Genomic DNA, 26,242 nt, shown 5'->3' with positions numbered 1-26,242 from the left:
GTAGAGCCCACTCAACCACTGCGTCTTGCTCGACAATCCAAAAACAATTAAGAGGCTAGGACTTTTGTCCCAGCCTCCTTCCTTTATTTGTTGCTATTCTTATCCGGTAAAAGAAAACTAAGACCCACGCAAGCAAGGACACCCGCTGTGATCACTAAGCCATTTGAAACCGGCAAGAGATCGTAGATCGCGTTTGCAATCATAAATGCGATCAAGGCGCAGATAACACTTGCCTTGTAATCTTTTTTCAAGAAATTTTCAAGTGTAAAGAATGCAAATAAGAGAACAGGAAATAGGGGCCAGATGTTCACATCGAGCTTTGGAAAACCAACCATTCCCATTGTGACAACCGCAAGAGCTGCCAGAATAAATCCAAGTCCAAGTAGTTTTTTCATCATCATATACCTCATTTTGATTATTCGGAAGTATTTCTTCCTTTGATGATTCTATGATAGCAGAGAGCTCCTACGGAGACAAGGACTTTTGACTAAGCGGTCAAAAATGGCGCCTATGCGGTCAAAAAAAGAGCGAGACAGAACGAATCGGTTATCACCATCATTCGTCGTCTCGCTCCTTCAAAGCCGTTTCTTCCTATGCCGATTGCAGGGATCGAACCTGTGACCTACGCGTTACGAGTGCGTTGCTCTACCAACTGAGCTAAATCGGCGATTACCTTCTTAGTATAGCACTCTGAGAATAGATGTCAAGAAATTTTCATCTCCATTAGAAAAAGCCTTTCCTGAGACAAGGCTTTGAGATTCTTCCTATTACGAACCCGCACTTTCGTAGGCATCTAAGCCCTTGTCCCATAGTTTCAAAGAAATAACAAAGAAGACAAGGGAAATTAGAATCAAACCACCAATGTTAAAGAGCCCATCCTTGTCCTGCAAGAAATAACTGGCAGGATAGTAAGCCGTAAAGGCAAATGGCACGATAAAACTGATCAACCAACGAAGGAGCGAATTATAAATAGAAATAGGATACTTGGCAAAATCATTAAACATATAGAAAATGTAAATCATAGCACCTGACTGCTTGGTCCAAAAAGCGATGCTGGCTGTCGCGATTTTTAAAGAAGTGTAAATCAAGGTCGCAAAAGGAATACAAACTAGGAAAAGCAGGAATTTTGGAAGAGTCCAAGAGATGCTAGTTACTGTTGTTCCTAATAGAATACCACCGACCAAAAGTTCACCCAAGGCATCAATCTGAAAGGTCTCAACGAGGATGTGAAAGAGAGGATTGATAGGACGAGTCAGATACTTGTCAAACTCCCCTTTTCGAACTAGTCGTTGACCTAAGGCCCAGAGATTGTCAAAAAAGAGATGGTCCAATCCCTTGGGAATCAAGGAAAATCCATAGATAAAGGCAATCTCTTGAAAGGTCCAACCTTCTAGCGAGGGGATGTGTTGAAAGATGACATTGAGAAACAAGAGGTTTAGGCCTTGAGTCAGAAAGACTCCCAACACACCTACCACAAAATCCACCTTATATTCCATGATTTGCTTGATGTATTGTCTGATAAAAATCAGATGCATGCGTTGATATTTTTTCATACTAACCTCCCTGAATGGTGATAAATGACTGGACTCGTTTCCAAATCAACTGAGACAAGCCCACCATCACTATAAGCCAGAAAAACTGAAGCAAAAGTGCTTGAAGAATCTGACTGGCATCGTATTTCCCAACAATAATCATGACCGGAGTATAAATTAAGGATGAAAATGGCAATAAGGAGAGAATATCTGAAATCACTTTTGGAAAAAACGTTAAGGGAATCAAACTGCCAGACATAAAGGCCACTATTGAAGTCTTTAGTAGATTGGAACCCCATAAATTTTTAAATACAAAGGCTGAAAATCCAAAGCAGATATTAAAGAAAAAGTTAATCAGATAGGCCAGCGTTAAGCTAAAAAGATAAAGGGTAGTTAGTCCCAGCACTTCTACAATCCCTTGCCCAGATAAGATTTTCATCAAAACAATGACACTTAAAAATGGCAGTCCAACAGAGATAAAAATCAACCACTTGGAACCAAGCTCCGTAAAGAGGTAAGAAGCCGCAAAATGCACTGGTCGCAACAAGCGCATGATAATGGAACCATCCTTGACCTCATCACCAATCATAAAGGAAGAATCCGACCTAGTCAGAAGATTAGTCACAAAACTCATGATGATGTAGAGGGTGATATCCGCCATACTGAAGCCCTGAATCAAAGTCTCCTGGGAGGAATCAAAGACAGCCTTCCATAGATAAAAAGCCACAAAAGCACCCATGACATCGCCAATCCGATAAAGAATAAAGTTGACTCGATAGCTAATCAACTCCTGAATCCCTGCATTGATAAAGGGTTTATAACGTCTCCACAATTTGACCATCTTAGAGCTCCTTTCGATAGAAGCGACGGATAATATCTTCAATATCCGTATCTACCATCTTCAAATCACGGACCTCAAAATCAGATAAGGTTTGCTTGATAATATCGGCCGACTGGTAGCGGGAACTATCGAATTCAATATTGAGAGTATTTCCTTGTCTATCAATGGACATATCAGGCAAACCTTCATAATGAGAGAGGAGATGATTTTGACCTGGCGTCAGGTCAAAGGAGAGAGTCTTCATCTTTCCAAAGGTCTCCTTGAGCTGGCTCACCGTTCCATCAAAAATCTCTTGCCCCTTATCAATCATAAAAATCCGATCACAGAGTTGCTCAATATCACTCAAATCATGAGTAGTCAAGAGAATAGTTGTCTCTTCCTCCTGATTAATCTGGGTAATGGCCCGACGAATGTTGTCCTTGACCGACACATCCAAACCAATAGTCGGTTCATCTAAAAAGAGAACTTTGGGATTGTGAAGCAAGGAAGCCGCAATATCCGCCCGCATCCGTTGACCTAGTGAAAGAGTCCGCACAGGATCCTTGATAAATTCCTTCAAATCCAAAACTTCATTCAAAAAGTCCATGCGCTTTTGGAAAAGCGAGTCCGGTACATCATAGATCTCTTTCAAAACCGTGTAGGTCTCTTGCAAAGCCAAATCCCACCATAGCTGGGTGCGTTGTCCGAAAACGACTCCAATATCCTTGACATAATCTTGGCGATTATCCTGGGGAATCTTGCCGTTAATCCGACAAAAGCCAGATGTGGGCTTCAAAATTCCTGTCAGCATTTTGATGGTGGTTGACTTCCCAGCACCATTTGCCCCGATAAATCCTAAAATCTGCCCTTTTGGAACTTCAAAAGTTAAATCCTTGACCGCTTCAAAGGTCTGCTTTTCAGGATGAATAAAGGAGCGCAAGGCTCCCTTTAACCCCGGCTCCTTAACTGTCTTCACAAAATTTTTCCGAAGATGTTGCACTTCTATCATTGCCATATCTATCTCCCTATCGTAAGAAGCAACATTGTATTTTTGACCACAAATATTCTAAATCCTTACTTTCTACACTTTCTAAATATTATTACAGAAGGCTTTATACCAACCTATTATAATCTAATAAAAAAAGGAATGCAAGCGTTTGCTTGTTGATTATAAAATTAGAGATTTCTCTCTTAAAATGAAACTTTTAATCAAAAATTCTGTTAAATAGTTTCCTTAAGACACCAAAAAACCTGCCCTTAGGGGCAGGTTTTTTGTTAAGAAAAAGAATTTTTTTAATCGAGAAAATTAACGATTCTACTGTTAATCCTTCAGCATTTAATTATTATCATCAGTCTCAATGGATTTTTAAGCCCTCAATTATTCTCTAAAAATTCTTTAATGCGAGAAACAATAGCATCGCTTTGATAATGATAGAGGTCGTGAGGCGCATCCATATAGACGACTTGAACATTAGACTGGTCGCTTGCAAATCTCTCTGCATAACGTTGCCACTCAGATTGGCTAAAGCTAGTACCATCACCATTAGAAACCATTAGTAAGGCTGGAATTTTCGGATTAATGCTAGATGGAACTTTCTTGGCATTTTCCTTTGCCAAACGGGATTCATGAAGCATGGCTTGTGACATCAACTGCTTATATGCTAGTAATTTATATTGTTGTCGTTCAGTTTCAGTCAGAGTTGGATTTTTTATATAAAAGGACTCAGGGAAATAGCGTAATAAGCCAATCTTACTGCTCCAATAAGCCACAGTAAGCAAGGCCTGATTATCCTTTAAATCTTCATAACTCGCTGGCAAGGCCCAATCCAGACCAATCAAAGCCTTCACTTCATTTGGATATTTCTCTTGCCAAGCAAGACTCTCTAAACTGGCCATAGAATGCGAAATAATCACATAAGGACCTGAAACATGAGCTTGCGCCAAAGCTTGACGAGTTTCAGAAAGGACCTCCATCACATCTCTTGAACGATCACTATCTTCACTAAAACCATATCCTGCTCGCTCCACGACAACAACTTTGTATTTTTTGGATAGGGAATCTGATAGATTCTTAAAGTCTAAAATAGGAGAGGCGATACCTGCACCGGAAAGAAAAACGATTGTTTCAGATCCTTCTCCTTTAACAGAGACATTCATTCGATGTCCATTGACTGTAACTTGTTTACCAATGGGTGTTAGAAGCTTACTTTCATTTCGTAAACTAAATTGATGAAAAACAAATGTAGCACCTAAAAAGAGCAGGAGAAAGCCACAAACGATCCAGCTCCACAGTTTGAATTTTTTCATAGGCATATTGTACAAAAATTAACCCCTGGAAGCAACCTTTCCCAAACAAAAAAACAAGATCCACATGGGATCTTGTTGTATTAAAATGTTATTCATCATTTAACGAGTCCTAGTAATTCTTCATAACTAGAAACAACGCCATAAATATATTGATCACTAATCAGACCTGCCTCAGCAAGTGCTTTAAAGTGCGCTTTTGCACACTCGATCTTTGCTTTTTCGGCTTGTTTCAGCTGAAGACTAGACATTGAACCTTTAGTCTCTGCCACGAAGTAGATGTGCTTTACACTTCCCTCACGAAAGGCTATTGCCCAGTCTGGATTGTAATTCCCAAGAGGTGTACTAATACTAAACTTCCCAGGTAGTTTCACGTACACACGAACGTCTTCGTACTGTTCCAGGGATTCTTTAAACTTACGCTCGGTATTCGAGTCAACCTTTACAAAGTTATAGATACCTTTTTTCGATTCTAGCAAATGCTCATCCGAAAGTTTCGCAGTTTCTGCATTATCATAGAATAAATCCATACCATATTCATCTTCTAAAATATTGTATTGAATATGTTTAATAATTTGAGCTGCTTTTTGCTCATTAATCAACTTCGATACTTTTAAAATGAATTCTTCTGGATTTTGTTTGAACTTTTCAAACTGATAGACATAAATCTTACTCAGAATTTCTGCTACTACCTTCCGAGTTAGACCCGTATGATCTGCTACTTCCCCTAGTAAATCATACTGAGTTGCAATTTGGCTATTTTCGATATATTCCTGGTGACGATCATTTTCTCCAACAACTAATCCTAGACCTTCTTTGGTCATTTGACTTGCACTAGCCTGCGTAATATTATACATCGGTTGACTAACTACGAGCTTTTCATTAATGTATGCAACAGACTGCTCTACTAACTCTGCATCATCAAAAGTTACTTGATAAGCTGTTTTGCGATTAATCTGATTCCAGAGTGCCAAAAACTCTTTTCGAGCGATATTTTCTTTATTTACTTCCTTTGAGAACTGCACTGTTGTATTGTTAGCATTTTCGATCTCATATTTTCCAGATTGGTAGATACTTTCAAGTACTTCAACAACCTGGTCCTCAAAGCCAGGAAGTGTATCTGATAAGTTCAACTGATTATTTTCCTTGGCAGTAAAATAATTTGCAGTCAGTTGACCTTTCTTATCAATATAACCCTGATTAATCAAATCATACTGAATGGACTCGGCCTGTTCTTTAGTAATCCTGATCTTTTCTCCTGCTTCATTTTCGATTACTTTATTTTCAAATAAGGCAACATCGACTTTTACAGGACGATCAGCTAACAGCTCTTTCAACTCTGCTTGTAATCCACGTGCAAATTGGTCATAGCTTTCATTTGCAATGATAGTCAATTTGTTGATTTCATGGACTTCACTCTGTAAAAGTTCCAAGTCTTGACGCACACCATTTTGGTCCACGGCCAAACGCATCCCACGGCCAATCTCTTGTCGTTTCCGAGTCTCTGCTGAAGACTGCTTGAGAGTACAGATTTGAAAAACATTGGGATTATCCCAACCTTCTTTTAAGGCTGAATGCGAGAATAGAAAGCGTACTGGTTCCTCGAAACTCAACAAACGTTCCTTATCTTTCATGATCAAATCATAGGCATCTTTATCGTTTGATGAATTGCTTTTCTTTTCACTAGCAGATTTGTAATCCACAAATACCATCTTGTCTGACTTTTTCACTTTATCGACTGAAAAGTAACCCGCATGAACTGCATTGCCATCAAGATGCGATTCCAAATAACGATAATAAGGAGAGGGTTCCTGAGTCCGTAAGAACTGTCTAACTTGACTTTCATATTCTTCTTCAAAGATTTGAGCATACTCCCCATTATGAGGATCATTTTGAGCATCATATTGCTTATATTTTGCAACCTCATCAATGAAGAATAGCGAAAGCACCTTGATTCTGCGATTATATAGTCTACTTTCCTTCTCCAGGTGACTCTTAATGGTCTCACGAATTTGAATTCTTCGCATACTCGACTCATCGACTTCACCCATGACCTCTCCAACATATAATTCCTGCGTCGCACCGACCTGGATTTTATTGTCTCTTGCGTTAAATTGACTCAACGTCATACCTTGATAAGAGGACAGGTTACCAGATTCAGCATATAGATCAAAAGGTTCTTCAACGATTCTTGTTTTACGTTTCACTCCCGACTGAGTTCTTACCTCGAACTCAATCTTAGCTTTTGGAGAACCGGATTTCTGAGGAAGAATTTCTTGTAAATACAGATATCCTTGAGTCCCTGTCGTTCCAGCTTGTTCGATAGCCTTCACCGCAATCTTCTTAACCAATTTTTGATTATAGGCATCCATGGCATCCAATCGATAAACCATATCATGCTTTTCTTTATGAGTAGCTGAGTAACGAAGGGTAAAGAGAGGCTTAAAGTCTTTTAGTCGTTCTTTGGTCTGCTTCCCTTCAACAGACTGGGGCTCGTCGATAATCATGATTGGGTTCATAGCTGCTAATACGTCAATTGGGCGACGCCAACGGAAACTTTCCTGCTCCGCATGGATTCGTCTGGCATCTTTTCCTTTTGCATTAAAAGCCTGGGAGTTGATGACCATGATTTGGAGGTCCGACGAGTTGGCAAAACTATCTAAATCTCCTAGACGGGAGGAGTCATAGACAAAATATCTAGGCTGTTTCCCATACTCCATCTGGAAGTGAGTTGTCATAATCTGCAAAGACTTGAGAACCCCTTCACGTATAGCCACACTCGGAACAACAATGACAAACTTGAGCCAACCATAACGTTTATTTAACTCCATAATAGTACGGATATAGGTATAGGTTTTTCCCGTCCCTGTCTCCATCTCTATAGAAAAATTATAGGCTGGACGACCTGCTACCATATCGATCGAAAGGCTTTCAGAAGGTCGTAATCCGAAATGAGTTTGTACGGCATGAACATTCCTTCGAATAGCTTCCTGGTCCAATTGAATCGGAGCATTTCGATAAGCATCCAATACCAAATCCACCTCATCTGACTTTTGACGACCTGGATCAGCCATATATTTGATTCCAGTTTGTTTGGGCTGCCCTTGAAATATATCTGCAATTGCACTAACTGCATCCAACTGGAATGGTTGTTTTTTAAATTGTAGTTTCATATTGTACATTTACCTTTCTGAAACCTTCCCAAAGAAATCTATCATTGATTTTCCAAAATTAGATAATACTAACTTATTTTTAGCCTTGAGTTTTGGTACTTTTGATTTTGTTCGAGATTTTATTGGATGAATTCTAGTTTTAGGTTTTTCTAATCGATCTTGAACCTCAATAATTGCATCACGGTATTCAGAAATAGCTACATTTATTTTTTCGATATCTTTCCCAACGTCCAATATAAATTGATTCTCAATTAATCCCATTCTTTCTAAATTAGACTTAACAGCTCTCAATTGTTCAGGAGAAATATCTATACTCGGTGTCTCTTCTGGGTTTAAATAATAATAAGAAAATCCACGTTGCATTTCAAATAGCACTTTCAAATCTAGTGCAGTAAGCGCAGAAAGAGTATCGTAATAAATATAACTAATATCAACATCTATGCTCTGAAATTCAGACAGTCTCACAAAACTACTTGCAAAAAACTTTATTTTTTCATCTTGTTTTTCCTCAACAGTCTTTTCAAGCATATAGGTAAAAACTGAATCTATATCTCTCTTAACTTCGACACTCATAACATTGAGATTCCGTTTAATAGCATCAAAATCATCTTGAAGCTCAGCTACCAATATTTCAAGGTTTTTTATTGATCTAGTTAATTTAAAAGTTGAAATAGCATTACCTAAAACCGGAATAGAAGAAAGTCCTAAAGAAAATGTAGTTTCTGTAATTGTAGAAAGTCCTTGCTCCTTAATCCAGCCTTTCCCCGCATCAATCATAACATCTAAAAACGTTTCAACTAAAGTATCTTTACTGAGTTGACTGATTTCCTGTTTATCCACCCTACACTACCTTCACTTTCGTATTAGGTGATAATTCCTTAAATATTTCACTTACGTTAATTTTATCTGCTGAATTGGCAAATGAGCTATCACGGAAAACGGCACGGAGTGGTTGTTCTTGCGCAATGTATCGGATGACTTCTTCCGATATATCATCATCAAAGCAGGCCATAAGGGAACCTTGATCTACATCAAAGACTTCTGCTCCTGCTACTTTCTTCGAATCAATCGCTAAGGACAATTCCATCCCCCATGTCAGCATAACTTGGAAGAGCAAATCAAGTCCAGAACGACCTTCCTTGATATTGGATACACTATCAAAAAGTTCCCCTTGGATAAATTGATCCGGTCGAGCTGAAACATCCTTGAAATTTGAAGAGTCTAGTTTGTAAGCTTTAAATCCAAAGTCTTGCTTACCAACCAATTCTGGATATTCTTCCTGAACCTTAGCAGCAGCACGACGAATCCGCTCACGTGAAATTTGGTCAATAGTTTCATATCCCACTTCTTTGGCAGCAGACTTATCGGCCACTTCCTCATCCAAAGTACACAAGATAAACTTACGATTTCCCCCATCTTCCGCATTCAGTTGCATAACTGCGTCTGCTGTAGTACCAGAGCCACCGAAGAAATCTAGAATTAGAGGAGAATTTACGGTCAAGCGATCAACTAAATACTTAATTAAATTAGAATCTTTAGGATAATTGAAATAACCTTTTCCAAGAAGAATTTGTGTTTGTTTTGCCCCTTGTGTACTTGAAAAGTTTTCAACAACTCCCATTGGACGTTGAGTTCTATCGATCCTTGTGCCATTATTATCATAATTTAAATATTGTTTTGTATAAACTGTCCAAATTCCATTCTTGTCTTTTTTAAAGACAAGATACTCATTATCAATGCCCCATTTTAACTTTTCCTTACTCCATCTCCAACAAGCTTTTTGTCCCGAATTATTTTGAGAAGGAGTAACAAAAGTTCCATCAGGACACTCTATTGGATAGTCTAACGATTCAGAATATTGGATAGAACCCATTCCTAGTTTTTGCAGATAATACTTGCCTCGAATTTCATCAGATAATACATACCTATCAATATTAGTAATTTCTACTCCATTGATTTCAAGTAAATCTATTGACTTAGAATAACAAAGAATATACTCATGTTTAAGTCTAAATAACTTACTATCTGAACTTCCTCCCCCTTCTTTATTTAGCCAGACGAGATTTGCTACAAAATTTTCCTCCCCAAATATCTCATCACAAATAGCTTTCAGATTGGACTGTTCATTATCATCGATAGAGATAAAGATAACACCTGAATCCTTGAGGAGATTGCGCGCTAGACGGAGGCGTGGATACATCATATTGAGCCAATCTGAGTGGTAACGAGCTGAACTCTTTTCATTTTTAGTGAGACCAACGACTTGGCGCCCTTCTTCATCCAAGAGATCCATCTCTTCTTTCAACTCTTGGTCCGTTTTTTGGAACTTATCAGAGTATACAAAGTCTTTCCCTGTATTATAGGGTGGATCGATATAGATCATATCGATTTTTCCGAGATAAGATTCTTGTAAGATTTTCAAGACTTCTAAATTATCCCCAGTGATGAAGATATTTTCACTCTTATCAAAGTCAACACTCTCATCAAGGTCTGGTCGCAAGGTCTGAGTCGTTGGTCGTCCAGCTTCTGCGATGGCTTCGCGTTTTCCAACCCAGGTAAACTCATAGGACTCTCGGCCATCCACAATTTCCTCTGATAAAAACTGTTTTAGTTTCTCAAAGTCAATGGCAGGGCGAAGTCTTCCGTGCTCATCTCTTTTTTCTGTCAAGACTTCTGGAAAGAGTTGCCCAATTTTGGAAATATTATCTGTAAAGACATCTTTGGAGCCTACTTTTAAAAGATCGAGGCCAGTATGTTCGCCTTTATATTGTTCTGTAGTCATATGTACCCTTTCTAATAATGGTTTCTGTGTACTTGTCTATAGTATACAAGTAATCCTTATTTTAATTCTTGGATCTGTTTGAGAACTGCTTGGTAGTCTTTCTTTACTTCCATCTGCTTTCTCATCGATTTTTCTGCATACATTTGCTTCTTAAGACGTTGGGCTTGCTTCTCCAATTTTTCTAGTTGTTCTGTCAGCTCAACCGACTCTTTCAAGTTACCGTCCAACTTACTTTGAAGTTGTTTTTTCCCCGTCTCCTTAATCAGCATTTCATAGACTTGGTCTAAGTCATTGCCTTCAAGTTGGATTTGACAATCCTCTTGTGTACTGAAACGACGGACATTTTTAAAATGTCTTCCATCTTTCTCTTGTCCAAGAGCTTCCTTGTAATGAATCAAGAGTTCATCCTTTCCAAAAGGAAGTTTAAGAACAAAGACTGTATAAAGACCAAGTCGTTCATCTAGTTTTTCTAGTAAACTAGTTGTGAACTCTTGCTGATTGAGGTGAATTTCTAAGACCATGATCTGCTTAACGGTGTTTCCCTCAGGAATATTTGTCGTTTGCGAGTCTATTTGATGGGTGATTTGAATGAGTTGAATCTGATCGCGTAATTCTTGCTTTTCCTGTTTGTTCAGAGCTAAGTTATCAAAGAAATCACGATTGCCCTTTTTGTGGGGTCTGTAGAGCACATGAGGAGTTGGCAAACAAGTGTAATCAGGAAACTGTATCATAACGCTCTCCTTTTAGCAGGGCAAAGAAACAAATCAGTTCAAAATCATCCATCCCTTCAATGCTGGTATTCATCAAATTAACCGTTCCAAAATTGAAGAGTGCATCCATAGTAGTCAGTTGATCTTGTTCCATCAGTTGCTCAATAGCCTGCTGTAATAGCTTAGAATATCCTGACATCTCTTTCCCATCTTTTGTTTGACCGTTATACTGATTCACCAGAGATTGCAATGGTTGCGTCTTGCCACGACATAGACTCCCCAATAGATCTAAAATCTTTTTGCTCTCTTCCGGAGAAACTACTAAATCACCTGCACTATTCACATAGAGAATGTAATATGGATGAAGTTGATTCTTCTGATTCTTACCTCTAAGTTCGTCTTTATTTTTTAAAACAAAGATTGCTCCTTCTGCTTCTTTATTCTCAACTGACAAGATGGCTTGCAGACCTTTTGGTACTTTTTCCAATTCAGGATGGCTGTCGAGATACTTCAGAAGATCCATTCGGTAGTCTTCCAATCCTAAATCCATAATAGAAATTCCTTCACTCATCTCTTCTAAGTCGACAACTTCATTTCTAAGACGCTCTAGTTGTTTCTTACGATAGTTATTATCTTCTATCTCTTCGCTAGAAAGAACATTGTCATCTGCGGTAGATGTGAGAACGGATATTTTCATGCGTGATTCAACACGAGATTTAAGATCGATGTATTCATCTAACTCGATATTTGGCCAAAAGTTTACAAGCTGAATAAACTTATTTTTGCTCCCAATCCGATCCACACGTCCAAAGCGTTGAATGATCCGAACAGGATTCCAATGGATATCATAATTGACCATCATGTCTGCATCCTGCAGGTTTTGCCCTTCAGAAATAACATCTGTTGCAATCAAGACATCAATCTCTCTTTGATCATCCGGGAATAGGAGATTCCTATCTTTTGATTGTGGTGAAAAATAAGTCAAAAGGGAATTGAGGTCTCGATGGTTCGTTTTTAGCGTTGTTTCAAATCCTTTTGTACCAGAAATTTGTGCCGTATGAAGTCCGTATTTATCTAGTACATATTTGCTAATATGTTTATAGAGATAATTAGTGGTCGTCGCAAAGGCAGAAAAGATAATGAGTTTTTTATTGCCTTCATTGATTGGATGAGTCATTTTTTCATCGATCAACCGATAGAGTGTTTGCAATTTTTTATCTTCTGCAGGAGTGATTTGATCGATAAGTTCTTCCAATTCCAGCAAAATTGCTTGATCTTTCTCTAACTCCAATTTCCAACTGCGATAGTCCATATCTTTCAAAGCAATTCTATTCTTCTTCCCGATAAAGACATCTAAGTTACTATCTTCTATATCGAAATCATCTTCATTTAAGACTGGCACTCCGGATAGAGCATCTAGACCAGTTTGCTCATATGTTGAAATAGCTTTTAAAGTCTCATCTACATAAGATTTAACAACATCTATCAAGGTATAACGAAAAGCTGCCACAGAACTTTCCAAGCGTTTAAGCAAATTAATCATCATCAACTTTTTCATGCCCGACTCACGACCCAGTTGAGTAAGGTTGGCTTTATTCCCTGATAATGTTATTTCGTATTTCTCACGCTTTGAGGGATAGATATAAAGTGAAGGTTGGTAAATGGTTAACTGTAACTGATCTAACAACTGGTATAACTTTTTATAAGTCACATCCAGATCAGACACTGTCAAATCAGGTTCTAAGTTTCTTGGTTTCAGACGTTCTGGAAAATCTCCAATCGCTTTTCGATCATAAAATTCTCGGATGTGTTTACGACTACGAGCAATTGTCACACTATCCAGAACTTTAAAGAAATCAAAGTCTAAAGTCGATAATAGTTTATCTGTCGTTCGCTCTTCAGCTGGTAAGTCTGCCCATTTGTTATAGGCTAATTGAGCATTCCGAAAAATATCATTAATTGATGACTGTGTATCTAATTTCCCATCTATCTGCTCTACATCTCCTTCATAGGCTAAAGCGATTTGATTTTTCAGATCATTAAAGCGATTATTAACTGGAGTAGCTGATAACATCAGCACCTTAGTAGGAACACCCGATTTAATAATTCGATTCATCAATCGGCTATAACGATTTTCACGTCCCTCCGCTTGATCACTTTCGCTGGATCCACCATTACGGAAATTATGAGACTCATCAATAACCACTAAGTCATAATTCTCCCATTTATTTAAGGCAAGGTCTATTCCATTTGAAGTCCCTTTATCTCGACTTAGATCAGTATGATACAAAACATCGTAAATGAGATGACGGTCATAAATAGGGTTGTTGACATAATCATGTCGGTACATGTTCCAGTTGTTTTCTAACTTTTTCGGACACAAGACTAAAATTCGTTTCCCACGATAGGCATAGTAGGTCATGACCGCTAAAGCTGTAAAAGTTTTTCCTAACCCCACTGAATCTGCTAAGATACAGCCGTTATACTTTTCAAGTTTTGAGATGATTGATTTTACTGCATCTTGTTGGAAATCATAAAGAAGATTCCACAACTTGGTATTTTTATAGCCTACCTGTTCATTTGGGGTATAGTCATCATTAATATCCTCAAGAAATTCATTGAAGAGGTTATAGAGCATGACATAGTAGAGAAATTCAGGGGAATGCTCTTTATGAGCTAAATTGAGAGTTTCCAAGAACTCTTCTGTCACATCCCGAAAATACTCATCATTTTGCCAGAGACTATCAAATTCATCTAGATAGGATAAACTCAATGGAGCATGGTAGATATTCCGTGTCGTTTTGAATAAAGAAGAATCATAGCCTAATTCTTTTCGATCAAAGTTTTTAAGGCGATCCACAGCGACAGTATCACCATCCGTTTCTATACGCATACCATTTGGCATCTCATCGGTTTCAATGTTGATAGATTTAAAACGAGCCTTTTTCCTAATCCATTCAGCACATTCTCTAGCAATTGCTTTTTGGGTTAATTCATTCATTAACTTCAGCTCATAACGTCCTCCAAAAATAGACTGCTCTCGCTCTCTTTTGGGGATCGTATATTCACGATATCCAACTCTCGTCTCATCAGTCACAAAGGTTGGATTTGTAAAGATAAATTTTAACTCCTCGATCGTTTCAAGTTCTTCCTTTAACTGTTGAAAGGCAAACATCGAAAAAGTTGCAGCAGCAATCTTCACCTTGCTTCCAGGCTTTATTTCTTTCTTTAATTCATCTCCTAGACGAATACTACGATTATCAATTTCCATCATAATCTCCTAATATTAACTCAACAATTTAATTATATCATACGAAGTTTCTAACGGCTTTTAAAGTTGTGACCAAAACAAAAAAATTACTAAATAAAGAAGTTTTAATCGTGTTGTAGAAGGTGCTCAAATTTTATTTTTTTACAACAGTTACTTGATCTAAATATTAAAAAACTTCAAATCAACCTTTCCTATCAGTTAATTTGAAGTTTTCTCGATTATACTCTCTATCGCTTCCTATAAAATCATGCTCTAAATGTTAAAACAGAAGTTATGTACCTTCAATTTTCTTAAAAACATCGTTCAACTACTTTTTAATGATCCACTTTGAATATATCGACTTTTTATAACATTGATTTTTCTCTTCATAAACAGGTATAACAAATCAAATGCACACTTCTACTCTAATACTACAAAAAGTAAAAATTGTTAACATGCTCTACACTCATTCATAAATCTCCCCAACCTTTGGGAACATGTATGAAAATGGAACTTCATATACTTTAGCCTCCTCATGATCAGACCAATACACAACATAACGAGTACCACCTAGTTCAGCGAATTCAATAACTTCCCTATCCTTATAGCTTGGCTTTGTTCGTCTCTTCTCTAGGTAGTTAATGCGTTCTTTGATGGCTGCGTTTTTCTTCATCATATTTATCAAGGGAAATACAAGAATGATACCTAATAAAACAGTAGAGATCAGTCCGATTAGAATAAATTTATTCTCTTTACTCATATTCAAATTTCTAACTCCTTTTCCATAATCGACCTAAGAAACATCATCATTTAGGAAAGTTTGCCCTCCATTCTACCATTCGTCATCTTTAGTAGAATTGTAGATATCATATAATGGCTCTTCTGGTATTGTCGTTTTACCATCCCAAGTATCTCCTGGATGAACTTTTTTAAAGTAATCATAGGTAACTTTTTGATAGTTTTTCAAGCTATTTTGTTCATTCCATACGACAATATAATAGCTTTTCATATGATCTTTATCTTCTAAAATATGTTCGTAGGAAACTGAGTTGGTTCCTCTATCGACAATGATTTTCTCAACAATCTCATTATCCTGATATCCTAGAGGATTATTTTGTTTTCTCTTCAGTTGTTGCTCACGCTCTGAGTAACTCACACTTGTACTACCAGAATTTATTAAACTGACAATCATAATAGCAATCACTACAATAGATGTAGCCCACCCTGTAAGTAATTTTCTATTAAAATCATACATACTTTATTTTCTCCATTTCAAAACTCTTCTTATAGCATTCATGCTATAGGGCCTTCCCTACAAAATGAGTTTTCATAATCGATTCATTATATCATAGTTTAGGCAGTAGTAAAGGCTTTTTCGGAATGTTTTATAAAAAATTACTATTTAATATCTTTTGGAGTTTTAAGCAGAATTGAAAATTAAGGTTACAAAAAAAGAGAACCTTAACGGCTCTCTTAAGGTACCAATGGTACACTACAAATTCGAAACTACTAAGATATTATAAAAGCTTAGAGTATCTCTAAATTAAAATCATAGGAGGTACCTTCTGATACCTTTACTAGGATATCATTTTCCACTACATATTGCAATATTTTTTTGTGAAAAACATTTGAAGATTGAGGAGTCTTCTAACCTTATTCCTGGTCCAACTTTTCTCACACAAAAAAACAAGATCCACACGGGACCTTGCTTTCCTGTTTTTATTAAGCTTTGCCTTCTGAACCGAATACGTCGATACGTTCTTCAACAGCTGCAGTAATTGCTTCGAAACCTGGTTTCAAGAATTTACGTGGGTCGAAGAGTTTCTTCTTGTCGTATTCTGCTTCGTTTGCATCGTATTCACGTACGAATTGACGAGTAGCATTTGCAAATGCGATTTGGCATTCAGTGTTCACGTTAACTTTTGCAACACCAAGTTTGATAGCTGCTTGGATTTGATCATCAGGGATACCTGATCCACCGTGCAATACGATTGGGAATCCTGGAACAGCTTCAGTCAATTTTTGCAAGTGGTCAAGGTGAAGACCTTTCCAGTTTGCTGGGTAAGGACCGTGGATGTTACCGATACCTGCAGCCAAGAAGTCGATTCCTGTAGCAACCATTGCTTTAGCGTCTTCGATTGGTGCCAATTCACCGTCACCGATGATACCGTCTTCTTCACCACCGATAGTACCAACTTCAGCTTCTACTGAGATACCTTTAGCATGAGCTTTTTCAACGACATCTTTCGCCAATTTAAGGTTTTCTTCAACTGGAAGGTGTGAACCGTCAAACATGATTGAAGTGTAACCAGCTTCGATACATTCAAGAGCATCGTCGTAGTGACCATGGTCAAGGTGAATAGCAACTGGTACAGTAATACCCATTGATTCTACAAGGTTTTCAATAAGGGCTTTACATACTTTGTAACCACCCATGTATTTAGCAGCACCCATAGAAGTTTGGATAAGTACTGGAGCTTTCTTAGCTTCTGCTGCACGCAAGATAGCTTGAGTCCACTCAAGGTTGTTTGTGTTAAATCCACCAACTGCATAACCATTGTCACGAGCTGCTTGGACAAATTTTTCTGCTGAAACGATTGCCATTTGTTATAGGCCTCCTATAAATTTTTGTGGGGCTAATCCCACTTACATTGTTTATTTTATCACTTTTTAGATGAAATTGCTAGCTTTTCCTGTAGCTTTAAGCGATTTCTTCCGATAAATAGGACGGAATCTCCTATCTCCTAAGACTCTCATCCTAGCAAATAAGTAAAAGAGGCTGGGACAAAAGTCCTAGCCTCTCAATTATTTTTAGATTGTCGAGCAAGACGCAGTGGTTGAGTGGGCTCTACTACGCTGATTTCATCAGCTTTTACAGCCCTACTCAACTGTGCGGAGGTGGGACGACGAAATCGAATTCTAACGAATTACCGATTTCTGTCCCACTCTCAATTCTCTTCTTTAAATTTTTTTAGTGAAAGGAGAAAGGCAATCCCGCAAATCACAAGGGATACCGCTGCAACCCATTGAGAATAGAAATAAGCAGCAAATAACTGACTGTCGGTAAATATTTTTCCAAGAAGTCCGTTTACCAATCCCTCAAGAAAGGGAATATTCTCACACACAGCAAGGATTGACGCAAGAAAGAGTATACTGCCTGCTATCAGAAAAAGATGAAGAATCCATTTTTTGATTCTTTTTTCATCTCTGAGCAGATACTTAGAAGCAATCGCCACTAAAAAAATGAGGACATTCCATATATTTAAGGCGATAAAGTATCTAAAGGTATATTTGTATGCGCCCATCCCCATCGCTAAAATCAGGATAGGACCGAAAAAATTAATGGCACTTCCCAATAGTGCAAAGAGGCCATCGACCAAAACAAGATACTTCTTCATATTCTCACCTCATCTCACATCTATTCTACCACAAAGGTTTCGAGAAACAAAAAAAGACAGCCGAAGCTATCTTCATCCGATGCGGAGAGAGGGACTTGAACCCTCACGACCTAAAGCGGTCACAGGATCCTTAGTCCTGCGCGTCTGCCAATTCCGCCATCCCCGCGATTGAGTACCTTACTAGTATATCAATCTTCTACTTTCTTGTCAAGATTTTTTTCAAACTTTTTTCAGAGTTTGTCATTTTTTCACAAAAAGGAACAGGTCGAAGGACCTGCTCCCTTGATTTTTATTTGCTATCGTGGTTTTCAACTGCCGCTGTGATAAAGGCTGTGTAAAGTCCTTCTGGGCGGTTTGGACGGCTTGACAATTCTGGGTGGTATTGGCAAGCAACAAAGAATTTGTTTTCTGGGATTTCAACGATTTCGACCAAACGGTTGTCTGGTGAAACGCCTGAGAAGACAAATCCTGCTTCTTCGAACTGTTCACGGAAAGCATTGTTAAACTCATAACGGTGACGGTGGCGACGTTGCACCACTTCTTGATTGTCATAGGCAGCGGCTGCTTTTGATCCTCGTTTGAGTTTAGATGGGTAAAGACCGAGACGGAGCGTTCCTCCCATGTCTTCCACATCGATTTGGTCCCGCATGATATCGATAATTGGATACTTGGTTTCTGGATCCAATTCTGATGAATTGGCCCCTTCCAAGCCTAAAACGTGACGGGCAAATTCGATACAGGTTAACTGCATTCCCAGGCAGACACCCAACATTGGGACGTCCTGTTCACGCGCATACTTGATGGCTTGAATTTTTCCTTCTGTTCCCCGTTGACCAAAACCACCTGGGACAATGATCCCATCCGCATCTCCAAGGAGTTCTGCCACATTTTCAGCTGTCACATCATTGGCATTGACCCAATTAATCTTGACTTCTGCATCATTGGCATACCCTGAGTGCTTCAAGGCCTCAACGACAGAAATGTAGGCATCTTGCAATTCTACGTATTTTCCAACCAAGGAAATCTTGACCTGCTTCTTGAGGTTCATGACCTTATCGACCATTGCAGACCATTCTGTCATATCTGCTGCAGGAACATCCAATTTCAAATGGTCACAAACGATTTGGTCCATATTTTGTGCTTGCAAGTTCAATGGGATTTGGTACAAATGTTCCACATCAAGTGACTCGATGACAGCTTCTGGTGCCACATCACAGAATTGAGCCAACTTGTTCTTAATTCCTTGACCAGCTGGTTTTTCTGTACGAATGACCAACATATTTGGTTGAATCCCAAGACCACGCAATTCTTTCACAGAGTGTTGCGTCGGCTTGGTTTTCATTTCTCCCGCAGCTTTCAAGTAAGGAAGAAGAGTGGTGTGGATGTACATAACGTTTTCAGCACCAACATCTGCCTTCATTTGACGAAGAGCTTCAAGGAATGGAAGGGACTCAATGTCTCCAACGGTTCCCCCGACTTCTGTGATGATGACATCTGAATCCGTCGTTGTCGCTGCTCGTTTGATCTTTTCTTTCAAAGCATCTGTAATATGAGGAATAACCTGTACAGTCGCACCCAAGTATTCTCCACGACGTTCCTTGCGAAGGACTTCGCTATAAATTTTCCCTGTTGTCACATTTGAGTACTTATTCAGATTGATATCAATAAAGCGTTCATAGTGACCAAGGTCCAAGTCTGTCTCTGCTCCATCGTCTGTGACAAATACTTCCCCGTGTTGGTAAGGGCTCATCGTCCCTGGGTCGATATTGATATAAGGGTCAAATTTTTGGATGGTCACTTTCAATCCACGATTTTTGAGCAAGCGACCAAGACTTGCTGCGACAATCCCTTTCCCGATGGATGATACGACACCACCCGTGACAAAAATATATTTTGTTGACATGTGCTTTCCTCTTCTTCTAATGTTGTAGAGGCCATTCCTCTTTGCAGAAAAAACAAAAATAGCTCCCTAATCCTTAGGGAGCTCCGACCTCAAAATGAGGTGCCCGAACAATATCTTACCGCAAATGGTCTACTTTGTCAAATTGAAAATTTCATGAAAATAATTTTCGCTGTTTACACGACCTTTTCCACTCCATTTTGTGTGACGAGAAATTTCTCAAATTGAAGTTGAGACATGCAAAGAGCAAGGTCCTTGTGGATTCGTTCCAGCGCTTCTAAACGCATCTCGACCGACGTCTCGGTATTTCCTTGGATGACAAAGAGAGCGTTTTGCGTAGTCTCCTCAAATTTGTAATGGTCACTATCACGTACATCCAACCAAGCCAGAACTCCTTTTTGATCCCGGTAGACAGGATCTGTCGGTGCTACATGCTTTTCGCTAGAAAGGATCGGGAGAAAGAGATCTTCTCTTTGACTCACTGTAAATTCAATCGGACCTTCAATCTTATCCAGATCATGTCCTCCGATCGCGAGAAAAGACTTCAGAGATTCGACATTATAGATATCGATGATGCTATTGATCTGAGGAAGAGCTCCTCGATGCTGGATGTTTCGGATAAGAGCTAGGACTGTTGGCGGATTTTTCTTGATGCTACGCCCTACTTTTTGCAAGAGGTCTGTATAGCCTTTGACGACAGGGGATGCCGCTACTTCTTCTGTCTGACACTGGAGCGCCCATTGTTCAACTGCTTTCTTCTTTTCAAGAAAAGAAGGGGGCAAGACTGCTTGGGAATCCACATTTCTAGCAATTCCGACCACAACCGTATCAATACCAAGAGCTACTAAACTTTGATCTAAATGAAAGTCCATCTGAATACCTCCTATTTGGGAATCCTTACACGTTTATCATACATCATTTCAGCACTTTTTTCAATGCATACAAAAAGAAACAAGGAACAATTGGTTTTTTTTCAGAAGATAGATAAACTATTTTTATTGATATATAAGTCAATAAATTACTTGCAAACCATCCTCTACTTTTGAAAAATCAAAGGATATTCTGAAACTTTCCGCCGTGAGAAAAGTGCCTGAAACTTCATAGCTTCAGGCACTCGGAATTATTGAGACTTAAGGCTCAATAATTAGTCATGGAACTTCGTAGAAGTTCGCTGACGTCCGTACTCACCTAAGGAAAGTTTCTGGGAAAACTTCGTCTTCAATAAAAAAACAAGGAACAATTTCCTTGTTTCATATGATTTATTCTTCTTCCTCGTCTTCAGAATCCTCTTCTTCGTCGTCTTCTTCGCTCAATTCAACTTCTTCACCCAAATCATCTGGTACGATTTCATTGATTTCAGCATCGTAAGCTTCGACTTCACTCTTTTCATCATCTGGATTTTCTTCATCATATGAAAGAGCTGGATCTGCTTCGTAAACTTCTTCGTCTTCTGGATCGTCATCGTTGTAATCGATCGCATCTTCGTCTCCATCCATGAAGGCATTGACACGTTTTTTCTTCCGTTTCTTAGGAGTTTCATCTTCGTCTGTTTCTTCAAGAGCGATAATTTCCTCGTCAACTTCATCGATGGCATACCATGAACGAAGACCCCATTTGTTATCTCCAAGTGGGATAAAGCTTCCATCAACATTCAATTCTGTGTAGAACAATGGAAGAGCTTCACGGATCTCGCTGTTTGATTTTTCAAGGTAATTTTGAATTTCATTTACAAGATCGCTAAAGTACATTTCATGGTCACGTCCGCGTAATTCCAAAATCGCACGCGCCACTTCAATCATAGAAAGTTCACTTTTTTCTTGTCCAGCAAATACTTCTAATTCCAAGGGTAAATCTCCTTATGTTTCATTTCCTAAATGGAGAAGGATCCGGTCTTAAACCTCATCCTATCCTCGATGATAGATTGAAAACTTCTCGTCACTAAATCTATCACGCATTTTATCGTTACACTCTATTGTACGATAAATTTCCCCTTTCGTCAAAGGAAAATTCCAGGATTCTCCATGAAATCAGAAAAGGGAGTGGGAAAGAACTCCGACTAGTTAAAAAGAGTTCGTTTTCCCACCCCCGCACAGTTGATTAGGTCATCTTTGGAGCTTAAAGGCGAACAAAGATGCCAATCAACCACTGCGTCATACAGTTATTTCTATCAAACATCAAAGGCTGAACAGTTGTTGTCCAGCCTTTTTAATCTCAATTATTTTACTTTTGCTGTGCTTGTGATTACGTTCACGGCTTTCTTCACTGTGATGTCATGTTTCAACATTTCTGGTGAAAGAAGGTTGCGAACTTGTTCAACTGGCATGTTGTAATCTGCTGCCAATTGTTCGATTTCAGCATTAATTTCTTCTTCAGTTGCTTCAAAACCTTCTGCTTTGGCTACTGCTTCAACTACGAGGTTTGTCTTCGTGCGGCTTTCAGCTTCTGCTTCATATTGTTTGTGAAGATCATCTTGAGTTGTTCCAGTAATTTGGAAGTACATTTCAGGTGAGATCCCTTGACGTTGCATATTTCCAAGGAATTCGTTGATTGAACGGTGTACTTCTTCGTGGATCATTTCTTCTGGAAGTTCAACGATTTCAGCATTTTCAACGGCAAGATCGATCGCTGCTGCTTCTACTGCATCGTTGTATGCTTCTTCTTTAGCTGCTGCCAATTCTTTGCGGTATTTTTCTTTCAATTCGTCAAGAGTTTCAACTTCTTCGTCGATGTCTTTTGCCAATTCATCGTCAAGAGCTGGTACTTCTTTTGCTTTTACTTCGTGGATAGTTGTCACGAATTTCGCTTCTTTACCTGCAAGGTCAGCTGCTTGGTAGTCTTCTGGGAAGGTTACGATCACATCAACTGTTTCACCAGCAGAGTGTCCAACCAATTGGTCTTCGAAACCTGGGATGAATTGACCTGAACCAAGTCCAAGTGAGAAGTTGTCACCTTTACCACCGTCGAATTCAACACCGTCGATAGAACCTACGAAGTCGATCACAACTGTGTCACCTTCTGCTGCAGCACCTTCTTTAACAACCAATTCAGCCAAGTTGTTGCGTTCGCGTTCGATACGAGCATCCACATCAGCATCTGTTACTTCTTTAGAAACTTCTACTGATACTTCAAGGTCTTTGTAAGCACCCAATTTTACTTCAGGTTTTGTTACAACAGCTGCTGTCAATGTCCAGTCTTGACCTTTTTCCATAGATACAACATCGAAAGTTGGTTGTGCTACCACTTCGATTCCAGCTTCTTTAACAGCTGCTTCGTATGCTGCTGGAAGAAGATCGTTCAAAGCATCTTGGTAAAGAGCTTCTTCACCAAAACGTTGGTTGAAGATTGGACGTGGAATATGACCTTTACGGAATCCAGGTACGTTCAAAGTTTTCTTAACTGACTCAAACACACGGTCCAAAGCAGGTTTGATTTGCTCTTGGCTGATTGTGAAAGTCAATACACCGTGGTTAGTTTCTTTGTTTTCAAATGATACAGACATTCTGTCTCTCCTTAAAATAATATAGTCATTCCTTATAATTTTACCACAAAACTTTGAAATTGCAAGTTTTAAAACGTTTTTGCCTCTCTTTTCATCCAAAAAAACTAGCCCTTTAAAGCTAGTTCTGATTATGATTTTCGGATGGGATCATCGAGGTAGAGAGCACGGGCACCGCCGATCAATTTTGGCCGACTGGCGAGGGCTGTGACATGGGCTCCACCTAGTTCACGCAAGATAGGGCGAATTGGAACTTGCACGTGTTTAACGTGCATCCCCACCGAGGTATCTCCGATGTCTAACCCTGCTTGAGCTGTGATGAATTCCACCTCCACAGGATCCTTAAAATACTTGAAAGCTGCGAGTTGTCCAGCCCCTCCTGCATGGAGACTCGGAAGGACATTGACGATTTCTAGGTCCTTTTTATCTGCCAATTCTCTTTCAACCACCAAGGCGCGATTGAGATGCTCACATCCTTGTACCGCCAGATAAATCCCTCTTGGATTCAACTCATCTAACAAGGTCTGGACAATAGCTTCGGCAATGTCGATGTTGGAGGCCTTTCCAATTTGCCCTCCTGCAACCTCACTGGAAGACATCCCGAGGACTAGAATCTGTCCTTGGTGGAGACGGCTTTTTGACAAAACATCTACCAAGATTTCTTTTGTATCCTTCTTCAGTTGCTCCAGATCCATGAATTAGCTTCCTTTCTTTTGAAATGCATAATAGACCACATAGCCTAAAGCCATTCCAACAAAATTCTGAGCGAGGTTATTCGGAATGTCCGAGATAGCAGCACCCCAGCCATTGCCTAAAAAGAGGGCAGAAGCTAGTGCGTAACCGCCTACCATCACGACTGTCGCAAGAAGCAAGCCTAGGTAACGAGCCTTGCCCTTGAAGCCAGCGAAATAGCCTTGTCCCCCGTGAAAGAGGAGGCTAAAGAACATCCACTGAGGATAGCCTGAAATCAGATCGAGTAGGAAGGCTCCGACACCACCTACAATAGCACCTTCCTTGCGCCCAAAATAGAAGGCTGTGAAATAAACGCCAAGATCTAGCAGGGTGACGATCCCTGTGGGAGTTGGAAGTTTTGTATAGTAGCCAAGTACAACTGTCAAGGCTGTCAAAATGGAAAGGCGAGCAATGAGTTGAGTTCGATTAGATGTCATATTGTACTACTCCATACTGGTCTGAATGTTGAATCGCTTGGAAAACAAAGTCTTTAGAGGCTTTAACAGCTTCAAGTGGAGATTTCCCTTGCACCAACTGGCTGCAAATGCTAGACGCAAAGGTACAACCAGCTCCTGTATTGTTCTTTTCTAAGACTGGCTCTTCAATGACGGTGAAGTCTGTCCCATCATAAAAGACATCGATGGCCTTTTCTTTATTTAGACGATTTCCTCCTTTGACCACGACATTCGCTGCTCCTAATTCGTGGAGCTTGCGCGCTGCCGCCTTCATATCGTCGAGCGATTGAATCTTGCTTTGGGTCAAGATCTCAGCTTCTGGTAAGTTTGGCGTGATGATCGTCACATAAGGGAAGAACTTAATCAATTCGTCTCGAAGAGCTGAAACTTCTACATCATGGCTTTCCTTGCAGACCAAGACAGGATCTAGTACCACAGGAATCTCCGCATGGGCTTTGACATAGTCCAAGGCCAAGTCTGCCACTTGGACATTTGGCAAAAGACCGAGTTTAATAGCAGAAAAAGGAACATCCTTGAGAGAGTTGAGCTGTTGAGCAAAGGTCGTCGGATCCACCGGAATCACTTCAAAACCGTGCTCCGTCATAGCGGTCAAACAAGTCACTGCTACAAAACCATGCTGTTTGTTGGTTGTATAGGTTGCAAGGTCTGCGTGAAGACCTCCCCCACTAAAAATATCATTTCCTGAAATAGCTAGAATCAATTCATTACTCATAACGGATCTCCTTTAAATATAAGCCATTTGGCGCTGCTGTAGGACCTGCTAGATTGCGGTCCTTCTTTTCTAAAATCAGATCGATCTGCTCGATCGGCATCCGATCATTTCCAATCTTCAACAAAGTTCCCACCATATTGCGGATTTGCTTGTAGAGAAAGCCATTGCCCGAAAAGGTAAAGACAAGGCGATGATTTGCCGCGTCCTCGACCAAGCGAGCCTCTGTAATCGTACGGACCTTGTCCTCCACGCTGGTTCCTGAAGCTGTGAAACCGGTGAAATCATGGGTTCCCTCCAACTTTTGGATGGCTGCTTGCATCTTTTCCACATCCAAAGGATAAGGATAGTGGGTGGCATAGTGGCGCATCATGGGGTTCTTGGGACGACCATAATCCACGATGAATTCATAGGTTTTGCTGTGTTTCTTGTAGCGTGAGTGAAAATCATCTGCTACTTGCTCTACTCGGATGAAATCAATATCCTCTGGGATTTGGGTATCGAGGGCAAAGCGAAGCTTCTCCTCGTCCCGCGCTTGAGGGAGATCAAAATGAATCACCTGCCCAAGAGCATGGACACCGGAATCCGTTCGCCCCGCTCCATGAACGGTAACAGGGGTTCCTTGATTGAGGCGCTTCAAGGTCTTCTCGATTTCCTCCTGCACACTACGGGCATGCGGTTGGCGTTGAAACCCTGCAAACAAGGTCCCGTCATATGAAATGGTTGCTTTGTATCGTGTCATGGTTTTATTTTAGCAGGATATAGAAGGGGTTACAAGAGTGAAAAAAGCAAACTGTCCGGGTACAGTTTTGTGAGCAAAAAAATGAGGCTGGGACAAAAGTCCTAGCCTCTTGATTGTTTTTGGATTGTCGAGCAAGACGCAGTGGTTGAGTGGGCTCTACTACGCTGATTTCATCAGCTTTTACAGCCCTACTCAACTGTGCGGAGGTGGGACGACGA

22 protein-coding genes and 2 tRNA genes are annotated in these 26,242 nt (G+C 39.7%); all 24 read right to left on the bottom strand.

Features of this window, described 5'->3' with window-relative positions:
• Positions 1-83 precede the first annotated feature (83 nt).
• Positions 84-395 carry a hypothetical protein gene (locus I2E70_RS08970; protein ID WP_195424507.1) on the bottom strand — a complete coding sequence of 104 codons (312 nt, stop codon included), beginning with the start codon at positions 393-395 and terminating at the stop codon, positions 84-86.
• Between the two features lie 199 nt (positions 396-594).
• Positions 595-667, bottom strand: a tRNA-Thr gene (locus tag I2E70_RS08965).
• A gap of 100 nt (positions 668-767) precedes the next feature.
• On the bottom strand, positions 768-1,553 hold the full coding sequence (locus I2E70_RS08960; RefSeq protein ID WP_195424502.1) for an ABC transporter permease: 786 nt from the start codon (positions 1,551-1,553) through the stop codon (positions 768-770).
• Between the two features lies 1 nt (position 1,554).
• On the bottom strand, positions 1,555-2,373 hold the full coding sequence (locus I2E70_RS08955) for an ABC transporter permease (protein ID WP_195424500.1): 819 nt from the start codon (positions 2,371-2,373) through the stop codon (positions 1,555-1,557).
• 1 nt (position 2,374) lies between these two features.
• On the bottom strand, positions 2,375-3,367 hold the full coding sequence (locus I2E70_RS08950) for an ABC transporter ATP-binding protein (RefSeq protein WP_195424498.1): 993 nt from the start codon (positions 3,365-3,367) through the stop codon (positions 2,375-2,377).
• A 359-nt stretch (positions 3,368-3,726) separates the two neighbouring features.
• On the bottom strand, positions 3,727-4,665 hold the full coding sequence (locus I2E70_RS08945) for an alpha/beta fold hydrolase (protein WP_195424505.1): 939 nt from the start codon (positions 4,663-4,665) through the stop codon (positions 3,727-3,729).
• A gap of 89 nt (positions 4,666-4,754) precedes the next feature.
• Positions 4,755-7,829, bottom strand: a complete 3,075-nt coding sequence (locus I2E70_RS08940) for a type III restriction-modification system endonuclease (protein ID WP_195424496.1) — start codon at positions 7,827-7,829, stop codon at positions 4,755-4,757.
• Between the two features lie 9 nt (positions 7,830-7,838).
• Positions 7,839-8,669, bottom strand: coding sequence for a hypothetical protein (locus tag I2E70_RS08935; RefSeq protein WP_195424494.1), 831 nt, complete (start codon positions 8,667-8,669; stop codon positions 7,839-7,841).
• A gap of 1 nt (position 8,670) precedes the next feature.
• Positions 8,671-10,413: a site-specific DNA-methyltransferase gene (locus I2E70_RS08930; RefSeq protein WP_416385331.1), complete on the bottom strand. Its 1,743-nt coding sequence runs from the start codon at positions 10,411-10,413 to the stop codon at positions 8,671-8,673.
• A 254-nt stretch (positions 10,414-10,667) separates the two neighbouring features.
• On the bottom strand, positions 10,668-11,342 hold the full coding sequence (locus I2E70_RS08925; protein ID WP_195424491.1) for a DUF4391 domain-containing protein: 675 nt from the start codon (positions 11,340-11,342) through the stop codon (positions 10,668-10,670).
• Entirely contained in the window at positions 11,326-14,595 is a 3,270-nt protein-coding gene (locus tag I2E70_RS08920; RefSeq protein WP_229060291.1) for a helicase-related protein, read from the bottom strand. The genes I2E70_RS08925 and I2E70_RS08920 overlap by 17 nt, the downstream gene beginning before the upstream one ends.
• A 442-nt stretch (positions 14,596-15,037) precedes the next feature.
• Positions 15,038-15,337: a hypothetical protein gene (locus I2E70_RS08915; RefSeq protein ID WP_195424489.1), complete on the bottom strand. Its 300-nt coding sequence runs from the start codon at positions 15,335-15,337 to the stop codon at positions 15,038-15,040.
• Positions 15,338-15,403: 66 nt separating this feature from the next.
• Complete coding sequence (locus I2E70_RS08910; RefSeq protein ID WP_195424487.1) at positions 15,404-15,826, bottom strand: hypothetical protein; 423 nt, start codon at positions 15,824-15,826, stop codon at positions 15,404-15,406.
• Between the two features lie 467 nt (positions 15,827-16,293).
• Entirely contained in the window at positions 16,294-17,175 is an 882-nt protein-coding gene (locus I2E70_RS08905) for a class II fructose-bisphosphate aldolase (protein WP_003004573.1), read from the bottom strand.
• 344 nt (positions 17,176-17,519) lie between these two features.
• The gene (locus I2E70_RS08900; RefSeq protein ID WP_195424485.1) at positions 17,520-17,969 is read right to left on the bottom strand and encodes a hypothetical protein; all 450 of its coding nucleotides are present in this window, start codon (positions 17,967-17,969) and stop codon (positions 17,520-17,522) included.
• A gap of 80 nt (positions 17,970-18,049) precedes the next feature.
• A tRNA-Leu gene (locus tag I2E70_RS08895) sits at positions 18,050-18,135 on the bottom strand.
• Between the two features lie 123 nt (positions 18,136-18,258).
• The gene (locus I2E70_RS08890; protein WP_003004055.1) at positions 18,259-19,872 is read right to left on the bottom strand and encodes a CTP synthase; all 1,614 of its coding nucleotides are present in this window, start codon (positions 19,870-19,872) and stop codon (positions 18,259-18,261) included.
• A gap of 173 nt (positions 19,873-20,045) precedes the next feature.
• Positions 20,046-20,741 carry a B3/4 domain-containing protein gene (locus I2E70_RS08885; RefSeq protein ID WP_195424484.1) on the bottom strand — a complete coding sequence of 232 codons (696 nt, stop codon included), beginning with the start codon at positions 20,739-20,741 and terminating at the stop codon, positions 20,046-20,048.
• Positions 20,742-21,128: 387 nt separating this feature from the next.
• Positions 21,129-21,713 carry a DNA-directed RNA polymerase subunit delta gene (gene rpoE / locus I2E70_RS08880; RefSeq protein ID WP_003010182.1) on the bottom strand — a complete coding sequence of 195 codons (585 nt, stop codon included), beginning with the start codon at positions 21,711-21,713 and terminating at the stop codon, positions 21,129-21,131.
• A gap of 371 nt (positions 21,714-22,084) precedes the next feature.
• Positions 22,085-23,368, bottom strand: a complete 1,284-nt coding sequence (tig, locus tag I2E70_RS08875) for a trigger factor (RefSeq protein WP_118397382.1) — start codon at positions 23,366-23,368, stop codon at positions 22,085-22,087.
• A 128-nt stretch (positions 23,369-23,496) separates the two neighbouring features.
• Entirely contained in the window at positions 23,497-24,060 is a 564-nt protein-coding gene (locus I2E70_RS08870) for a TIGR01440 family protein (protein WP_195424482.1), read from the bottom strand.
• A gap of 3 nt (positions 24,061-24,063) precedes the next feature.
• Entirely contained in the window at positions 24,064-24,534 is a 471-nt protein-coding gene (locus I2E70_RS08865; protein WP_003010175.1) for an ECF transporter S component, read from the bottom strand.
• Complete coding sequence (locus I2E70_RS08860; RefSeq protein ID WP_195424480.1) at positions 24,524-25,285, bottom strand: bifunctional hydroxymethylpyrimidine kinase/phosphomethylpyrimidine kinase; 762 nt, start codon at positions 25,283-25,285, stop codon at positions 24,524-24,526. The genes I2E70_RS08865 and I2E70_RS08860 overlap by 11 nt, the downstream gene beginning before the upstream one ends.
• A complete protein-coding gene (truA, locus tag I2E70_RS08855; RefSeq protein ID WP_195424478.1) occupies positions 25,278-26,024 on the bottom strand; it encodes a tRNA pseudouridine(38-40) synthase TruA in 747 nt (248 codons plus the stop codon). Before truA ends, I2E70_RS08860 begins: the two co-directional genes overlap by 8 nt.
• Positions 26,025-26,242: the final 218 nt, after the last annotated feature.

Origin of the sequence: Streptococcus parasanguinis, from assembly GCF_015556095.1 — a bacterium.
Taxonomy (GTDB): domain Bacteria; phylum Bacillota; class Bacilli; order Lactobacillales; family Streptococcaceae; genus Streptococcus; species Streptococcus parasanguinis_Q.
The sequence above is the reverse complement of the archived record's forward strand: the minus strand, read 5'-3'. Positions and strand labels throughout refer to the sequence as shown.

Excerpts from the sequence above, each read along its gene's own strand:
- I2E70_RS08970 (WP_195424507.1), bottom strand. The coding sequence starts at position 395 with ATGAAAAAACTACTTGGACTTGGATTTATTCTGGCAGCTCTTGCGGTT.
- I2E70_RS08960 (WP_195424502.1), bottom strand. The coding sequence starts at position 1,553 with ATGAAAAAATATCAACGCATGCATCTGATTTTTATCAGACAATACATC.
- I2E70_RS08955 (WP_195424500.1), bottom strand. The coding sequence starts at position 2,373 with ATGGTCAAATTGTGGAGACGTTATAAACCCTTTATCAATGCAGGGATT.
- I2E70_RS08950 (WP_195424498.1), bottom strand. The coding sequence starts at position 3,367 with ATGGCAATGATAGAAGTGCAACATCTTCGGAAAAATTTTGTGAAGACA.
- I2E70_RS08945 (WP_195424505.1), bottom strand. The coding sequence starts at position 4,665 with ATGCCTATGAAAAAATTCAAACTGTGGAGCTGGATCGTTTGTGGCTTT.
- I2E70_RS08940 (WP_195424496.1), bottom strand. The coding sequence starts at position 7,829 with ATGAAACTACAATTTAAAAAACAACCATTCCAGTTGGATGCAGTTAGT.
- I2E70_RS08925 (WP_195424491.1), bottom strand. The coding sequence starts at position 11,342 with ATGATACAGTTTCCTGATTACACTTGTTTGCCAACTCCTCATGTGCTC.
- I2E70_RS08920 (WP_229060291.1), bottom strand. The coding sequence starts at position 14,595 with ATGATGGAAATTGATAATCGTAGTATTCGTCTAGGAGATGAATTAAAG.
- I2E70_RS08910 (WP_195424487.1), bottom strand. The coding sequence starts at position 15,826 with ATGTATGATTTTAATAGAAAATTACTTACAGGGTGGGCTACATCTATT.
- I2E70_RS08905 (WP_003004573.1), bottom strand. The coding sequence starts at position 17,175 with ATGGCAATCGTTTCAGCAGAAAAATTTGTCCAAGCAGCTCGTGACAAT.
- I2E70_RS08900 (WP_195424485.1), bottom strand. The coding sequence starts at position 17,969 with ATGAAGAAGTATCTTGTTTTGGTCGATGGCCTCTTTGCACTATTGGGA.
- I2E70_RS08890 (WP_003004055.1), bottom strand. The coding sequence starts at position 19,872 with ATGTCAACAAAATATATTTTTGTCACGGGTGGTGTCGTATCATCCATC.
- I2E70_RS08885 (WP_195424484.1), bottom strand. The coding sequence starts at position 20,741 with ATGGACTTTCATTTAGATCAAAGTTTAGTAGCTCTTGGTATTGATACG.
- tig (WP_118397382.1), bottom strand. The coding sequence starts at position 23,368 with ATGTCTGTATCATTTGAAAACAAAGAAACTAACCACGGTGTATTGACT.
- I2E70_RS08870 (WP_195424482.1), bottom strand. The coding sequence starts at position 24,060 with ATGGATCTGGAGCAACTGAAGAAGGATACAAAAGAAATCTTGGTAGAT.
- I2E70_RS08865 (WP_003010175.1), bottom strand. The coding sequence starts at position 24,534 with ATGACATCTAATCGAACTCAACTCATTGCTCGCCTTTCCATTTTGACA.
- I2E70_RS08860 (WP_195424480.1), bottom strand. The coding sequence starts at position 25,285 with ATGAGTAATGAATTGATTCTAGCTATTTCAGGAAATGATATTTTTAGT.
- truA (WP_195424478.1), bottom strand. The coding sequence starts at position 26,024 with ATGACACGATACAAAGCAACCATTTCATATGACGGGACCTTGTTTGCA.